The sequence below is a fragment of the Blattabacterium cuenoti genome (genome assembly GCF_014251655.1).
In the GTDB taxonomy this organism is placed as follows: Bacteria; Bacteroidota; Bacteroidia; order Flavobacteriales; family Blattabacteriaceae; genus Blattabacterium; species Blattabacterium cuenoti_I.
Window position 1 is genome coordinate 491,761 of record NZ_CP059225.1, and the last position, 16,583, is coordinate 508,343.

General features: G+C 23.2%; 17 protein-coding genes and 1 tRNA gene. 11 read left to right on the top strand and 7 right to left on the bottom strand.

What is annotated here, in order from left to right; genetic code table 11:
• Positions 1-10: 10 nt before the first annotated feature.
• Positions 11-325, bottom strand: coding sequence for a 4Fe-4S binding protein (locus H0H63_RS02410; RefSeq protein ID WP_185858422.1), 315 nt, complete (start codon positions 323-325; stop codon positions 11-13).
• Positions 326-355: 30 nt separating this feature from the next.
• Between H0H63_RS02410 and H0H63_RS02415 the strand changes: the two genes are divergently transcribed.
• Positions 356-1,402: an acyl-CoA reductase gene (locus H0H63_RS02415; protein WP_185858423.1), complete on the top strand. Its 1,047-nt coding sequence runs from the start codon at positions 356-358 to the stop codon at positions 1,400-1,402.
• Here H0H63_RS02415 and ribD read toward each other — a convergent pair.
• The 4 genes from ribD to H0H63_RS02435 all read right to left on the bottom strand — a co-directional run bounded on the left by ribD (position 1,387) and on the right by H0H63_RS02435 (position 3,539).
• Positions 1,387-2,451, bottom strand: coding sequence for a bifunctional diaminohydroxyphosphoribosylaminopyrimidine deaminase/5-amino-6-(5-phosphoribosylamino)uracil reductase RibD (gene ribD / locus H0H63_RS02420; RefSeq protein WP_185858424.1), 1,065 nt, complete (start codon positions 2,449-2,451; stop codon positions 1,387-1,389). The genes H0H63_RS02415 and ribD overlap by 16 nt on opposite strands.
• Positions 2,452-2,467: 16 nt before the next feature.
• Positions 2,468-3,217: a shikimate dehydrogenase family protein gene (locus H0H63_RS02425; protein ID WP_185858425.1), complete on the bottom strand. Its 750-nt coding sequence runs from the start codon at positions 3,215-3,217 to the stop codon at positions 2,468-2,470.
• A 22-nt stretch (positions 3,218-3,239) separates the two neighbouring features.
• The gene (rpsU, locus tag H0H63_RS02430) at positions 3,240-3,437 is read right to left on the bottom strand and encodes a 30S ribosomal protein S21 (RefSeq protein WP_185858426.1); all 198 of its coding nucleotides are present in this window, start codon (positions 3,435-3,437) and stop codon (positions 3,240-3,242) included.
• 27 nt (positions 3,438-3,464) lie between these two features.
• A tRNA-Val gene (locus tag H0H63_RS02435) sits at positions 3,465-3,539 on the bottom strand.
• Between the two features lie 59 nt (positions 3,540-3,598).
• Between H0H63_RS02435 and recG the strand changes: the two genes are divergently transcribed.
• From recG to H0H63_RS02465, 6 genes are all read left to right on the top strand, one after another.
• Entirely contained in the window at positions 3,599-5,686 is a 2,088-nt protein-coding gene (recG, locus tag H0H63_RS02440) for an ATP-dependent DNA helicase RecG (protein WP_185858427.1), read from the top strand.
• 4 nt (positions 5,687-5,690) lie between these two features.
• Positions 5,691-7,796, top strand: a complete 2,106-nt coding sequence (locus H0H63_RS02445; RefSeq protein ID WP_185858428.1) for an ATP-dependent helicase — start codon at positions 5,691-5,693, stop codon at positions 7,794-7,796.
• Positions 7,797-8,801: 1,005 nt separating this feature from the next.
• Positions 8,802-9,461 (top strand): DUF4290 domain-containing protein, encoded by a 660-nt coding sequence (locus tag H0H63_RS02450; protein ID WP_185858429.1) that lies wholly within the window; start codon positions 8,802-8,804, stop codon positions 9,459-9,461.
• Positions 9,397-10,716: a UDP-N-acetylglucosamine 1-carboxyvinyltransferase gene (gene murA / locus H0H63_RS02455; RefSeq protein ID WP_185858430.1), complete on the top strand. Its 1,320-nt coding sequence runs from the start codon at positions 9,397-9,399 to the stop codon at positions 10,714-10,716. The genes H0H63_RS02450 and murA overlap by 65 nt, the downstream gene beginning before the upstream one ends.
• Positions 10,717-10,985: 269 nt before the next feature.
• A complete protein-coding gene (gene greA / locus H0H63_RS02460) occupies positions 10,986-11,468 on the top strand; it encodes a transcription elongation factor GreA (protein WP_185858431.1) in 483 nt (160 codons plus the stop codon).
• The gene (locus H0H63_RS02465; RefSeq protein ID WP_185858432.1) at positions 11,461-11,865 is read left to right on the top strand and encodes an HIT family protein; all 405 of its coding nucleotides are present in this window, start codon (positions 11,461-11,463) and stop codon (positions 11,863-11,865) included. The genes greA and H0H63_RS02465 overlap by 8 nt, the downstream gene beginning before the upstream one ends.
• Before the next feature lie 6 nt (positions 11,866-11,871).
• Here the strand turns inward: H0H63_RS02465 and H0H63_RS02470 are convergent, their stop codons facing one another.
• Positions 11,872-12,642 (bottom strand): type III pantothenate kinase, encoded by a 771-nt coding sequence (locus H0H63_RS02470; RefSeq protein ID WP_185858433.1) that lies wholly within the window; start codon positions 12,640-12,642, stop codon positions 11,872-11,874.
• 82 nt (positions 12,643-12,724) lie between these two features.
• Between H0H63_RS02470 and H0H63_RS02475 the strand changes: the two genes are divergently transcribed.
• Together H0H63_RS02475 and H0H63_RS02480 are read left to right on the top strand one after the other, a co-directional pair.
• Positions 12,725-13,504, top strand: coding sequence for an alpha/beta fold hydrolase (locus tag H0H63_RS02475; protein WP_185858434.1), 780 nt, complete (start codon positions 12,725-12,727; stop codon positions 13,502-13,504).
• A 40-nt stretch (positions 13,505-13,544) separates the two neighbouring features.
• A complete protein-coding gene (locus tag H0H63_RS02480) occupies positions 13,545-14,138 on the top strand; it encodes a 5-formyltetrahydrofolate cyclo-ligase (protein WP_185858435.1) in 594 nt (197 codons plus the stop codon).
• Here the strand turns inward: H0H63_RS02480 and rseP are convergent.
• Positions 14,118-15,443 carry an RIP metalloprotease RseP gene (gene rseP, locus H0H63_RS02485; protein ID WP_185858436.1) on the bottom strand — a complete coding sequence of 442 codons (1,326 nt, stop codon included), beginning with the start codon at positions 15,441-15,443 and terminating at the stop codon, positions 14,118-14,120. The genes H0H63_RS02480 and rseP overlap by 21 nt on opposite strands.
• Positions 15,444-15,760: 317 nt before the next feature.
• Here rseP and H0H63_RS03080 point away from each other — a divergent pair, with 317 nt between their 5' ends.
• Positions 15,761-15,841, top strand: a complete 81-nt coding sequence (locus tag H0H63_RS03080) for a GTPase (RefSeq protein WP_238784426.1) — start codon at positions 15,761-15,763, stop codon at positions 15,839-15,841.
• A gap of 288 nt (positions 15,842-16,129) precedes the next feature.
• Complete coding sequence (locus H0H63_RS03085; RefSeq protein ID WP_238784396.1) at positions 16,130-16,300, top strand: FeoB small GTPase domain-containing protein; 171 nt, start codon at positions 16,130-16,132, stop codon at positions 16,298-16,300.
• The last annotated feature ends 283 nt before the right edge of the window (positions 16,301-16,583 follow it).

Consider the following 16,583-nt stretch of genomic DNA (forward strand, 5'->3'; position numbering starts at 1 on the left):
AAAATAGATTTTAATTTCCATGTAAAAAAATTTTTTTTTCAAAAAGTTTTTCTTTAGTTTCCATTTGATCTGTAACACAACAATGAACTGGACATACGATCATACATTGTGGTTCATCATAAAAACCAATACATTCCGTACATTTTTCTGATACAATAAAGTATATATCTTCTTTAATCGGTTTTTGATCAAAATAAAAATTTTTTTTTAAATAAGTTCCTTCTGACATATTCCATTTTTTACCCCCTTCGTAAATTGCTTGGTTAGGACATTCCTCTTCACAAGCTCCACAATTAATACATTCTTCTGTAATTTTTATGGACATTATATTTTATAATTTATAATTTTTGAATTAATGATTAAAACTTTTGATAAACTAGGCTTTTTTTTAAGAGAATTTAAAAAATTTTATACAAATGATCAATATGATTCTAAAGATATCAGAATCTTTTTTCCTTTTTTTAAGAAAATATTTCAAAGAGTAACTATTACGAATAGTTGGTTTAGAACAGAAGATTTATTAATAACTATTTCCCATTGGGGAAAAATTCTTCAAAAAGAAAAAATAAAATCTTGGATAAAGACATATTCTTTAAAAAAGAAAAAAAATCAATCCAAAAATGTACTTGTAATTATGCCTGGAAATATTCCTATGGTGGGATTTCATGATTTTTTATGTGTTCTTTTGTCAGGACATAATATTATAATTAAACTATCTGAAGAGGATAATTTATTACTCCCTTTTTTATGTAAAGTAATAATACATGAAAACCCTATGTTAAAATATAAAATAAAATTTACAAACAATATTTTTTCTGAAAAATTTGACTATGTTATAGCCAGTGGAAACAATAATACAACTCGTTATTTTGAATATTATTTTAGAAAATATCCTATCTTACTTAGAAAAAGAAAAACATCCATAGCTGTATTACAGAATAATGAACAAGAAAAGGAGTTAGTTGGTTTAGTAAAAGACATTATCACTTATTCTGGGAGAGGATGTAGAAATATAGGAAAGATATTTATTCCTTACTATTATAATATTCATTTGATTTTAAAAAAATCATTTGTATCTAAATATATAATAAATAACTATAAATATATGGATAATTATAAATATTTTATTTCTATTTATTCTATGAATAATATTCCCGTTAAAAAAAATAACTTTCTGATCTTTAAAGAAGAAAAAAATTATCATAGTCCAATATCTGTAGTTTATTATGAATTTTATAACGATTTAAATAAGTTAAAAAAAATAATAAAAAAAAATAATCAACATATACAATGTATAGTATCTAAAAACTTTTTAGAAAAAGAAATATGTTTTGGAAAAACACAATATCCTAATTTAGAAGATTATGCAGATGATATAGATACAATTCAATTTTTAAATTGAAGTTCGTCATTATTATATGAAGATAAAAAAATCAGTTTATCTTTATCAAGATTCATTTTTTTTAATATTTTTCCTTCTATTAGAGGGGCTCTAAGCCCTCTTTTAAAGGTTCCATTTCTATTGTTACAAATAAAAATTCTACATTCATCCCAAATATTTTTTTTAATAAAACTTTCCAATGTTTTTCTTCCTCCTTCTACAATGATAGACAATATTTTTTTTTTATATAAATAAAATAATATTTGGTTTACGATTTCGTTTTCAAAAGATATTTGAACATATTCTATATTTTTTTTATTTTCTTTCATTTTTTCTGTAAATACAATTGTACGTTGTGATCCGTCTAAAACAAAATAAGAAGAAGAAATACTTAATTTTTTATCGAAAAAAATTCGTATTGGATTTTTTCCAACCCATTCTCTAACATTTAACCTAGGATTATCATTTAACACTGTTTTTCTTCCTACTAAAATACTATCCTCTTCAGATCTCCACTTATGGTTTAATTGTCTAGCATATATTCCGCTAATACAAATGTTTTTTTTATTCTTTAAATGAATAAATCCATCATTGCTTTGAGCCCATTTTAAAATAATATAAGGACGATTTTTTTCGAAAAAAGTAAAAAAACGTTTATTTAAAATTCGACATTGATCTTTTAAAACATCTTCTATAACTTCTATTCCGTATTCTCTTAATTTTTGAATACCTAATCCTTTTATTTTATCACAAGGATCCTGTATTCCTACTACTACTCTTGGAATATGTTTTTTTATTATTAAGTCAACACAAGGAGGGGTTTTTCCAAAATGGACACATGGTTCTAATGTGACGTACAAAGTAGAATCAAGAAGGACTTCTTGATTCTTTATTTTATTAATAGCATTTACTTCAGCATGATCCTTCCCTTTTTTATAATGCCACCCTTCTGAAAGAACAAAACCATTTCTTTCTATTACACATCCTACCATAGGATTTGGAGAAGTAAATCCTAATCCATTTTTTGCTAGTTGTAGAGCTCTCTTCATAAATATTTTTTGGTATTTCATGAAGCATAAATTATTTTTATGAATTCCATATTTTCCAAGATTCTTCCGCTTGTAGATATAACATTTCTAACCCATTTTTAATTATGGCTCCTCTCTTTTCTGCTTTTTCTAAAAAAATAGTTTTGTTGGGATTATAAATTAAATCATAAAAATAATGTTCAGGAGATACATATTGGTAAGGAATAGGAGGATAGTAATGAATATTAGGAAATGATCCTAAAGGAGTGCAATTAATAACAATTTTATATTGTTCTAATATATCTTTATTTATTTCTTCATAAGTAAAGAAATCTTTGTTTTTTTTTCTGGAAACATATTGATAAGATATTTCTAATTTTTTCAAAACAAAAGAAACAGTTTTAGATACTCCTCCAGTTCCTAAAATTAATGCTCTTAAATCATTTTTAAACATTTTATGAAGATTTTTTTTAAAAGATAATTCAAAACCTATAGCATCCGTATTATATCCTATTCTATGTCCATTACATATTTTTATAACATTTATAGATCCTATCAATTCCGCTTCCGGAATCATTCTAGTTAGAAAAGGAATAATACTGATTTTATATGGAATGGTGACATTACACCCTTTTAAATATGGATTCTTAAACACAATGGACACCTTTTCTATGTCTGGAATATCAAAAATTTGATAATCTGTATCAATAATAGTTTCCTTCTTAAATTTTTTCAAAAAAAAATCTCTTGAAAAAGAATAATGAATATCTTTTCCAATTAGTCCAAAAATAAATTTATAATTTTTCATTATATATACAAAAAATAAAAATTTATTCTTCTTTTTTCAATTTCATACGTTCTCTATATTTTGCTCTTAATATTTCATTTCTTCTTCCCTCAGAAGGTTTTATATATTGTTGTTTTTCTCTAAATTCTTTTAGAATACGAGTTTTGTCAAATTTTTTTTTACATTTTTTTAAGGCTTTATCGATCGATTCTCCTTCTCTAATTGTGGTAATTAAAATCATAAAATAAATAAACTAATAATTTTTTTGTGGACACTATCGGATTTGAACCGACGACCTCTACTCTGTCAAAGTAGCGCTCTAAACCAACTGAGCTAAATGTCCTTTAAAATCAACAAAATTAAGTATTTTTTAAACATATAACAGATCATAATTTATTTTGTATGTTCTTCGATCCTTTACAAAAACCTATAGAATATTTAAAAAAATTGAATCAAAAAAAAGCTAATTTATTCAAAACTGAACTAAATATTTACACTTACGAAGATTTACTTTTTTTTTACCCAAAAGGGTACATTCATCTATTAACACTAAAAAATATATCAGAATTATCAAATAATAACAATAATAATTTTGTACGAATATTAGGTAAAATCACGAATATTGAAGAGATAAAAAATAAAAAAAGGAAAATATTGGTAGCCCGTTTAGAGGATCAAACGGGTTTTATAGAATTAGTATGGTTTAAAAAAATTCATTTTTTTAAAAATGTGAAAAAAAACATTCTAATAATAGTTTATGGAAAAGTAAAATATTTTAGGCAAAAAATTCAAATCATCCATCCAATCATTCATACACATACAAATATTAAAAAATTTCAATCTTCAAAAAAAATTTTTTCTATATATCCTATTTATTCTATACCGAATAATTTGAAAAAAAAAGGAATTAATAATTTGTTAATGATCAACTTATTAAAAAATATAATTGAAGAAATAAAAAATGATATAAAAGAATTTTTTTTCGAAGATTTTCTTGAAAAAAAATTAATGTCAAGAAAAAAATCTTTGATACAAATACATTTTCCAGAATCTTTGGATTACTTATTACAAGCTCAATATTCTTTGAAATTTGAAGAATTATTTTTATTACAACTTTTTCTTCTTTCAAAAAGAAAGAATGCAAAAAGCAACCAATTTTCAAAATTAGGAAAAAATTTTCATAATTTTTACAAAAATTATTTGCCTTTTACTCTAACAGAAGAACAAAAAAAAGTCTTTAAAGAAATATGGAATGATTTAAAAAAACCGATTCAAATGAATAGATTATTGCAAGGAGAAGTAGGATGTGGAAAGACGATAATAGCTATATTATCAATGTTAATTGCATCAGATAATGGATTTCAATCCTGTTTGATGGCTCCAACTGAAGTTTTAGCCATTCAACACTATTATTCTATAAAAAAAATGTTTTCCGAAATTGGAATCAAAATTGCTTTATTAACGAGTTCTACTTCTAACTCTGAACGAAAATATCTCTATCATGAAATATTTATGGGGACAATTTCCATTGTGATAGGAACTCATACTTTAATACAAGATAAAGTTAGATTTAAGAATCTAGGTCTAGCAATTATAGACGAAGAACAGCGTTTTGGAGTTATACAAAGAACTAAAGTTTGGAAAAAAAATAATAAATATCCTCATATTTTAATTATGACGGCCACTCCTATTCCTAGAACCCTAGCAAAAATTATTTATCATGATTTAAATATTTCTATTATTAGAGAATCACCCTTAGGTAGAAAACCTGTAAAAACTATTCATTTTTGGAACAAAAATAGAGATCAAGCTTTTGATATAGTAAAAAATCAAATTTTAAAAGGAAGACAAATATATATTGTTTATCCTACTATAAATACTTCTTACAAAAATAGAAATATAAGTTTGATGAAAGGATATAAAGAAATCAAAGAAAAATTTAAAGACTTAAAAATTGGAATTTTACATGGAGCAATGAACTGTAAAGAAAAAAATCTACAAATGAATCAATTTATATGTGGAAAAACTCAAATTTTAATAACTACTACGGTTATAGAAGTAGGAGTGGACGTTCCTAACGCTACAGTAATTTTAATAGAAAATGCAGATTGTTTTGGATTATCTCAATTACACCAATTAAGAGGAAGAGTAGGAAGAGGAATCTATCAAAGTTATTGTATTCTTATTACTACTAATAATAAAAAAATGAATACAGAAGGTTATCAAAGAATAAAAAAAATGAGTGAAACTAATGAAGGATTAAGAATAGCAAAGGAAGATCTTAAACTTCGTGGAAGTGGAGATTTAATAGGAACTAAACAAAGTGGAAAAAGTTATTTTCGTATGGTAAATCTGATAAAAGATTATAAACTTGTAAGAGATGTTTTTCCAGTTGTAAAAAATTTTTTTATAAAAAATCCTAATTTTTTTAAAAATAGAAAAGACATTTTTTATAAATATTTGAATTTAAATAAAAAAAGTAATAAATGAGTTTATGTCTATCAATAGCTATCAACAACGTAAAATTATAGAAACCATTAATGGGCCTATACTTGTTATTGCTGGAGCAGGATCAGGAAAAACTCGTGTTATTATACATCGTATTGTTTATATGATTAAAAATATAGGAATAAATCCTTCTAACATATTAGTTTTAACTTTTACCAAAAAATCTGCTAAAGAAATGAGGGATCGCATTTCTAATATAATGGATAAAAAAAATTTAGATCAAATAACATTAGGAACTTTTCATTCCATATTTTCTAATATTCTTAGAATAGAATCTCATTGGTTGGGCTATAAACCTAATTATACTATTTATGATCAAAAAGATTCAGAAAATGTAATAAAAAAAATATTAAAAGAAATCAATTTTAATATTTCCTTAACTCCCAGAGAAGTAAGAAATAGAATATCTGAATACAAAAATAACTTATATAATGATGATGTAAAAAATCAATTATCAGAATCTTTCACGAAGATATATAAATATTATATAAAACGTTGTTTCCAGGCAAATGCGTTAGATTTTGATGATATACTACTTCAAACTAATTATTTATTTTTTCATTTTCCACACATTCTTAAAAAATATCAAGAAAAATTTAAATATATATTAATTGATGAATATCAAGATACTAATTCTTCTCAATATACTATTATTAAATCATTAGCTTCTAAGTATAAAAACATTTTTGTGGTAGGAGATGATGCGCAAAGTATTTATGCTTTTCGTGGAGCAAATATTTCTAATATTTTAAATTTTCATATCGATTATAATAAAGCTAAAATTTTTCGTCTTGAACAAAATTATCGTTCCACTAATTATATAGTTCAAGCTTCTAACAACATTATTTCTTTTAATAAAAATCAAATATTAAAAAAAATATGGACAAATAATGAAAAAGGAGAAAAAGTAAAAATATACGGGGCTTCTTCTGATAAAGAAGAAGCACAGTATATCGCTTATTCTATTCTTTCAATGAAAGAAAAAAAAAAATTGAGTTTCAATAATTTTGCCATTCTTTATAGAGTAAATATACAATCATACATTATAGAATATGCTTTAAAAGAAAAAAATATTCCATATAAAATATATGGGTCTATTTCATTTGAAAAAAAAAAAGAAATCAGGGATTTATTTGCTTATTTTAGAATAATTACCAATCCAAATGATGAAGAATCTTTATTACGTATTCTTAAAAAAGAAAATCAAAAAATTGTAAAAAATATATTAAACTTATCAAGAAGTAAAAAAAATTCTGTTTATGAAATTGTAAAAAATATTGAAAATTATCAATTTTTGTTGAAAATAAGTGAAAAAACGAAAGATAAACTTAAAAAAATAATTTTAACAATAGAAAAAATTAGATCTTATCTAGAAAAAAAAAATGCATATGTTCTTTCAAAAGAAATTATCATTTTTTTATTGGAAAAATATGATTATTTCCATGAAGATTTTGAAGATATACTTAAAAATATATGTTATTATGTTCATGAACAAAAAAAATTAAAAAATGGAGATATAAGTTTATCCGGCTTTTTACGACATTTTTATCTGGAAACATTTCATGACTATAATAATGAAAAAAATAAAGTTTCATTAATGACGATTCATCTATCCAAAGGATTAGAATTTTCTATTGTATTCATTGCAGGATTAGAAGAAAATTTATTTCCTTCCAAATCAAGTATAGATAATTTAAAAATAGAAGAAGAACGTCGTTTATTCTATGTAGCTTTGACTAGAGCACAAAAAATAGCTATCCTTACTTATGCGAAGTATAGATTTTTATGGGGGATAAAAAAAAAAAACATTCCTAGTCGTTTCATGAATGAACTTAATAGAGAATTCATTAATGTGGAAAATGATATAAATCATAGATTTAGTAATAAAAAAAAAGTAAATATTTTCAATGATGAATTTGATGAAAAAAAGAAAAAAAATTTAAAAAAAGGAGAAAAAGTATTTCACAAAAATTTTGGGACGGGTGTTATTGTAGATTTACAAAATAAAAATCAGATAGCGGTTATTGATTTTGAAAAATATGGAATAAAAAGAATTCTAGTAAAACTAGAAAAATTTATTATTTCTTCATGAAAGAAATCCATATGAAAAATAGTTTATTTTTTGTTGGAAGATTACCAAAAAAAATTAGATTAAATTTTTTTACTATAGAAAATAATTTGTTTTTTAGTTATTATTTTTCAATAAATTATTGTTTACTTTGAATTTGTTGTGTATTTGATCCTATTCACTTTCTCTATTTCCATCGTATGATAGAAATTTTATTCTACTTATTAATCAATGGATTTATTTTTATATAAATTAATAGATAAGTTTATTCAACTTTTATATATTTTATTTTTTCTATCAAGATAAAAATCATCTATATGATCATGAAAAAATAGAAAACTATAATTGATAATTTTTATTGCAGTAATTTTATCAATACTTTTAACGGATTAAAAAAAAACAAAGACCTCATATGAGTGGTGGTAATAAAATAAGATATTAATAGATAATTATATGGTCATTATTAGGATTAGTTTTACTGAAAATTATTACAATATTTTATCATTTCTATGATTTTTTCATACGAAATTTTTTATGCATAAGATTAAAATTATTAAAAAAATGGATGGATGATATTATAGCTGGATTAAATAAAACTGATAAAAAAAACTTTTAAATAAAGTATTTATCGTTTTATATGAATGAAAAAAAAGATACTTATTGGATCAATCTTCATCTTGGATCAATCTTCATCATTTAAAAACGATTATTCAATATAAAAGATTACATATTAATAATTGTCATTATTTAACTGTTTATTCTATGGTTTTTTATTATTAATATTAGATAAAAAAATAATTCAATTAACTAAAACAAGTTGATATCTAAATTTTATGTAGATATTATTATAATAAGTAGAATATATACGATTGATCTATCTAATAATCATGGTATATTATTTTGTTCTAATAATTATTCATGGTAAAAAAATTTTTTTTGTACTTTATATCAAATATATAAAAAGTAAAAAGACTAAAGCTACCTAAATTAGATTACTAGTTTTTTACATATCAAAAACATAAAATTAATATGGAATATAATACTAATCGTTTTAAATTGGTTATTCCAGGATATGGAAGGAATATTCATAAAATGATAGATTATGCGATACAAATAAAAAGTAGAAAAAAAAGGAATAGATGTGCTTGGGGAATTATAAAATTAATGACTGATTCTATCAATTATAGATTTGATAAATCTATTCCTTATTTTCAACATAAATTATGGAATCAATTATTGATAATGTCTAAATTTAAACTAGATATTGACCCTCCTTTTCCTAAATCAAATCTAGAAAAAAAAAAAGTTTGTTTTTACAAAAAAATTGAATACCCTAAATATTTAACTAATTTTAGATATTATGGAAAAATAATAAGAAATATGATACATGTAGCAGTACAATGTAAGAATAAACAAAAAAAAGAGAATTTATTTTATGCTATAGCTAATACGATGAAAAAAAATTATTTAAGATGGAATAAAAATATCGTTGATGATGATCTTATCTTTCAAGATTTAAAAGAACTTTCAAAAGGAAAAATTTGTTTAATGAATAGATATCCATTATTACAATGTTCTTATATTTTAAAATCAAAAAAAAAAAGGGTCATAATAAAAAATGAAAATGGGTACATTTCAAATAAAAGGAGGTTTTTCTTTAAAAGGAGAAATAAAACCACAAGGTGCTAAGAATGAAACTTTACAAGTATTATGTGCTGTATTGTTAACTACAGAAAAATTAAGAATCAAAAACATTCCAGAAATAGGGGATGTGGAATGTTTAATGAAAATACTTGGATATTTAGGAGTTATAATAAAAAAAAATGGGATTGGAGATTATACTTTTCAAGCAAAAAATATTAATATAGAATATTTAAATACGAAAAAATTCCGTGAGTATGGAAAATCCATTAGAGGTTCTATACTGATTGCAGGTCCTTTACTGACTAGATTTGGAAAAGTTTGTATTCCTATACCTGGAGGAGATAGAATAGGAAGACGTCGTATAGATGTTCATCTAACAGGATTAAAATTATTAGGAAGTTTTATTTCTTACCATAGAGATTATCAATATTTTGATTTACATACAAATAATAAAAGATTAATAGGAAAATATATTTTAATGGAAGAAGCTTCTATTACGGGAACAGCTAATGTAATAATGGCTGCTACTTTAGCAAAAGGAAAAACTATTATATATAATGCGGCTTGTGAACCATATATACAACAATTATGCAAATTGTTAAATAAAATGGGATCTAAAATTACAGGTATAGGATCTAATTTAATTCATATAACCGGAGTAAAAGAATTGGGGGGAGGAACACATACTATACTACCTGATATGGTAGAAATAGGAAGTTGGATAGGGTTGGCTGCAATTACTTGTTCAGAAATAAGAATTAAAAATGTCAGTTGGTATAATTTAGGAATTATTCCAAATATTTTTAGAAAAATGGGAATTCAATTAGAAAAAGAAAAAGATGATATTTATATTCCGGTACAAAAATATTATCAAATTAAAAAATTATTAAACAATACAATATTAACTATATCAGACTCTCCATGGCCAGGATTATCTCCAGATTTATTGAGCATTTTAACTGTAGTGGCTACTCAAGCGAAAGGAAGTGTTTTAATTCATCAAAAAATGTTCGAAAGCAGGTTGTTTTTTGTAGATAAACTTATTGAAATGGGTGCACAAATTATATTATGTGATCCTCATAGGGCTACTGTCATTGGATTAAATCATGAATCTTATCTTCGTGGATCTATATTAAACTCTCCAGATATAAGAGCTGGAATATCCCTTCTCATAGCCGCCCTTTCAGCTAAAGGAACTAGTATTATTAAGAATATAGATCAAATAGATAGAGGATATGAAAATATTGATCAAAGATTACGTATCCTAGGAGCACAAATAGAAAGAATGGAAATAGAATAAATATTTTTATTAAAAAATTTTCTTCTTTATTTAAGAAACAATATTGCTTTTTTTAAAGCATTCAAATCTACCACATCATAGCTTTTACTATAAAAAATATAAATAGAAAAAACGGAAAAAAATACAAAAATTTGCGATTTTAATAGATATAATTAGAAAACTGATTTATGAAAAATGAGGTATTTTTTTATTAAAAAAATTGTTCACAAAATCGTATAACTTGTGTAAAACTAAAATGAAAAAATACAAAAAAATAAGAATGAAAAATTATGGAAAAATTTGAGTATATAACTAAGGAAGGATTAATAAAATTACAAAAAGAAATAGAGAGATTAGAAAATATAGAACGACCAAAAATATCAATGCAAATAGCCGAAGCTAGAGATAAAGGAGACCTTTCAGAAAATGCAGAATATGATGCAATTAAAGAAGCACAGGGTTTTTTAGAAATGAATATAGCTAAATTAAAAAAAAAATTATCTAATGCACGTATTATAGACGAATCTCAAATAAATAGAACGAGAGTTTCTATTCTTTCTACAGTAAGAGTAAAAAATTTAACTCATGGAGGAGAACAAATATATACTTTAGTTCCAGAAGGAGAGGCTGATTTGAAATCAGGTAAAATATCTATAAATACTCCTATATCTACAGGATTATTAGGAAAACAAGTAGGTCAAATTGCTCATATTAAATTACCTAATAAAATGATACTTGATTATGAAATTTTAGAAATAGCGTTTAGTGAATAAAAATATATTTCAAAAAATAATCAAAAATGAAATTTTTGCTTATAAAGTAGCAGAAAATTCTGATCATTTAGCTTTTTTGGATATTCATCCAGTAAAAATAGGACATACTTTGGTAATACCAAAAAAAAGCAATAGAGATAAAATTTTTTCTCTTACTGAAAAACAATTTATCTCTATTATGTCTTTTACAAGAAAAGTCGCTATAGGTATAAAAAAAACAGTTCCTTGCAATCGTATAGGAATATTTGTAATGGGATTTGAAATTCCTCATGTACATATTCATCTTATTCCTATGGATCAAGAAAATGATGGAAATTTTTCTAAAGAAAGAATAATCTTATCCAAAACAAAATTTCAATTTTTATCAAAAAAGATAAAAAAATCTATTGAAATATAATTTTTTTTAATGATTACAATGAAATAGGATTTTTAATCCTTTGATTGTATGTAGTTTATCTTTTAAATGAATTTTATTTGTTAAAGGAGTATATATATGGGAAAGGCCTCCAGTTGCAATTACAAAACAATTTGTTTTTAATTCTTGATTTACCCTATTTATTAATCCTTCTACCATACTTAGATATCCATATATCATACCACTTTGAATACATGTTTCTGTATATTGTCCTAATATACTGGAAGGTTTTTTTAATTCAATTTGTGATAACTGTGCCGTATTTCCAATCAAAGAGGTTAAAGAACTATTTACTCCAGGAGTAATAATAATCCCTTTAAGTTTACCATATTTATCGATGCAAGTAAAGCTTAATGCTGTTCCAAAATCGACTACTAAAATCGTATTTTTATTCTTGTACAATGTATATGCAGCTATTGCATTGGAATACAAATCTGTTCCTAATTGATGAGAATGGTGTTTTATAGGAGAATATGAATATCTATCTACTATCATAGGTTTTATTTTATGTATTTCATATAAAGATTCTTCTACAATACTTGTAAGAGAAGGGACTACAGATCCAATAACAATATTTTGTATTTTTTTTGAAAAAATACCATACTGTTGATATATATTTCTAAATAATAAAATATATTCATCTAATGATCTATGTGGATTACTATTAATAATCCATGAGTAATTACATTTTAAATTATAATTATTATTGAATAGTCCAAAACGAATACTAGAATTTCCAATATTTATTGTTAATAACATGATTCATTAATAATAAATAGCGTAATTTATAGGTAAAAATTACTTACAATATCTATATAGTTTATTTCTAATATTATTTATTATGAATAATAAAATAAATTTAAAAATAGAAGGGATAGGGATTCCAATAGTATTATTACACGGATTTATGGAAAGTTTAGAAGTTTGGAATTTTATATATCATTCTTCTATTTCTAATAAATATAGAGTTATTTCAATTGATTTTCCTGGTCATGGAAAAAGTTGTTTTTCTTTTTCTAGAAAACAGATTTTTACTATGGAAGAAAATGCAAAAATAGTAAAGGAAATTTTAGATAAAGAAAATATACAAAAAGCAATTTTTGTTGGACATTCTATGGGGGGATATATCGCTATAGCTCTTGCAGAAAAGTATCCAGAAATTTTTTTAGGACTATGTTTTCTTCATTCTACAGCAGAATCAGATTCCCTTAAAAAAAAAAAACAAAGAATACAATCAATTCAATTAGCCAAAAATAATTATCCTTTATTTATATCCACTAGTATAAATAAATTATTTAATCCTAAAAAAATAAGTTTTTTTCAAAAAGAAATTACTTACATAAAAAAAATAGCTTATAATTTATCTATTGATAGTATAATTTCTTTTTTAAAAGGAATGTCGATTCGTAAAGATAGAAAATTCTTAATTCAGAATACTATTTTTCCGAAACTATATATCATTGGGTTATATGATTTAATCCTAGATGAAAAAAAAATTCGTGAAGAAGCAAAAAATGGAAATAAAACTGATTTTGTTGAAATAGATACAGGACATATGGGGCATATAGAAAAACCAAAAGAAATAATAAAAATATTAGAAAATTTTATCAGTTCTATTTGATCTAAAAAAATTGTTATATAGAGCTTAAATAAGGTCAATCATGAATAAAGAAAAATTGCGTAAAAAATATTTTTTTTATAGAAAATCGATATCTCAAGAAGAAGTTACAAAAATGAGTTATAAAATATTTTTTCAGATAAAAAAAATATTGTATTTATGGGAAAAAAAATATTACCATATTTTTTTGCCTATACAAAAAAATAAAGAAGTAGATACTTTTATGATTATTGATTTTCTTCTAAAAAAAGGAAAATATATAATAGTACCATCCTCTAATTTTCATCTTATTTCCATAGAAAATTGTTTTTTTAATAAGAATACTTCATTATTCAAAAATAAACATGGAATTTTAGAACCTATATATAAACATATTGTTTCCATATCTTTAATTGAAGTTATATTTATTCCATTATTGATCTTTGATTTAAAAGGATTTCGCGTAGGTTATGGAAAAGGTTTTTATGATAGATTGATTCCTTTATGTAGAAAAAATGTAATTAAAATAGGGTTAAGTTTTTTTCCTCCTGTAAAAGAAATTATAAATATTCATGAAAAAGACCTATTTTTAAACATAGGAGTAACAACTGACCGTATTTTTTTCTTTAAGAAAGGTTCAGTAAAAAAAAACTTTTAAAATATCCCAAATAACGATAAATATCATAATTAAACTAATTATCAAAAATCCAAAAATGGTGCATCGTTCAATAATTTTTTCATTTATTTTCTTTTTTGATATCATTTCTATTATGATAAATAACATATAACCTCCATCTAATGATGGAATAGGAAATAAATTTAAAAAAGCTATCCAAATGGATAAAGTAGCAGTAAAAGTCCAAAAAATATCCCAATTCCATTTAGAAGGAAATTCTTTAGCCATAGAAAAAAAACTTCCTATTTGTTTGTAAGCTTTAGTTTCTATATGAAAAATATTTTTAAAAAAAAATATTTGATGTTTTAAAACATTCCAAGTTCTATTAATTCCATTAGGAATACTTTGAAAAAAAGTATAATTCTTTTTTTCAAATGAAAAAATACGATCTAATTCCATAAAATTTTTCAAGTAAATCCCTAATATTCCTCTCTGACTGATGAAAATATTTTTTTTTAAAAATCTTCCATTTCTATTGATAGAAATTAAAATATTTTCGTTTTTATATTTTGATAATAATTCTTTCAGTTGGTCAGAGAAAAGAATGAATTCTGAATTGATTCCTAATATTTCATCATTATTTCTTAATCCGTATTTTTCCGCTACGGAATTTTTCATTACATAATGAATTATGGGAGGAACACGAGGTTGAATAAAAAAACTTAGTTTTTTCCTATCAAAAAAAAATTTTTTTTTCTGATGATTTAATGATAGTTTAATGATTTTCCCCATACGATTTACAGTAACAGAATTTCCAAAAATAATGGCTTTAGGAATATCATTGAAATATGAAATATATTTTCCGTTTACAAATAAAATTTTATCCCCATTTTTTAATCCCATCTTTTTCCCCAAAGAATCTACTTCTATTCCGTATTTAACGTTTTTTGTAGGAAGATAAGTTTCTCCATATTGAAATATTAAACAAGTAAAAATGAAAATAGATAATAATATATTAAAAAGAATACCTCCAGAAATAATTAAAAATCTTTTTATTGCTGACTTAGAACGAAATTCCCAATCTTTACTTTCATTTTTTGACGTTTTATCATCTATCATCATTCCAGATATTTTAACATATCCTCCTAAAGGTAACCACCCTATTCCATAAACAGTATGTCCTATTTTTTTTTTGAAAATGGAAAACCAAGGATCAAAAAATAAAAAAAATCTTTCTACACGAACTTTAAAAGCTTGAGCTATAATAAAATGACCTAATTCATGAATAATAATTAATATAGAAATACTAAGTAATAATTGTATTGATCTAATCAAAATAGATATCATTAAAAAGAATAAAAGAAATAAATTTAAAACTTTATTTTAAAATATATAAACTTTGAATCTATCTAATCTTAAAAAAGGAGAAAAAGGGATTATTAATTAAAGGATATAAAAATGAAGATTTTCCTATTAAACTATTAGAATTAGTAATTTTACCTGGAGTAAAATTTGAAATACTTTTCGTTTCTATTTTTTATGATCCACTATGTATAAGTTACGAAAATACTTGTTTAGTTTTACGTAAAAAATAAGCAGAAAATATTATAATAGAACCTATTTAATCTTACATCTTTAATCTTCCATCAAATGAAAAACGAAGAATGATTATTAATAAATTAGCCATCATTGGAAACCCAAATGTAGGTAAAACTTCTTTGTTTAATAAAATTCACTGGACTTAATCAAAAAATAGGAAATTATCTTGGAGTTACGGTAGAAAAAAAATAGGATATTTCTATTATAATAATAAGTATTATCAAATTATAGATCTTCCTGTAATTTATAACATATATCCTTCTTATGAAGATGAAGAAGTAGTTAAGTTAGTAAACTACTCAATAACAAAGAATATGTAAATGATCCAGATAAAATTTTATTAGTGGTAGATTCTTCTAATTTAAAAAAAAGTCTTTTATTATTTATTCAGTCAAATACAAGATTTAGGATTTCCTATTTTATTTATTTTGAATATGATAGACGAAGCAGAAAAAAAGGGAATATTTATTGATATAAAAAAACTAAAAGAACTTTTTTTTACAGAAATTGTTACAATCAATGCCAGAAAAGGAATAGGATTAGAAAAAACAAAAAAAGTAATAAAAAATTTTAATCAAAAAACAAAAAAACATAATTTTTTTTAATCCAGGATTACAACGATATTCTATAGCCATCAATAATGTAAAAAATAATTATAAAGTAAATACTTATAAAGCTTGGTATTATTTAGCTTATAATAGAAAATTATTAAAAGAAGATTCCTTTATAAATAAAATAAAAAATAAATATCATATTGTATCTAGAAGATTACAAATAAAAGAAACATTAGATAGGTATGAAAAAATAGGTGAAATTTTATCTCATACAGTTTTCGTTTTTCTTTATAAAAAAAGAAAAAAATATTTAGAACTTTCTAAAAGAATAGAT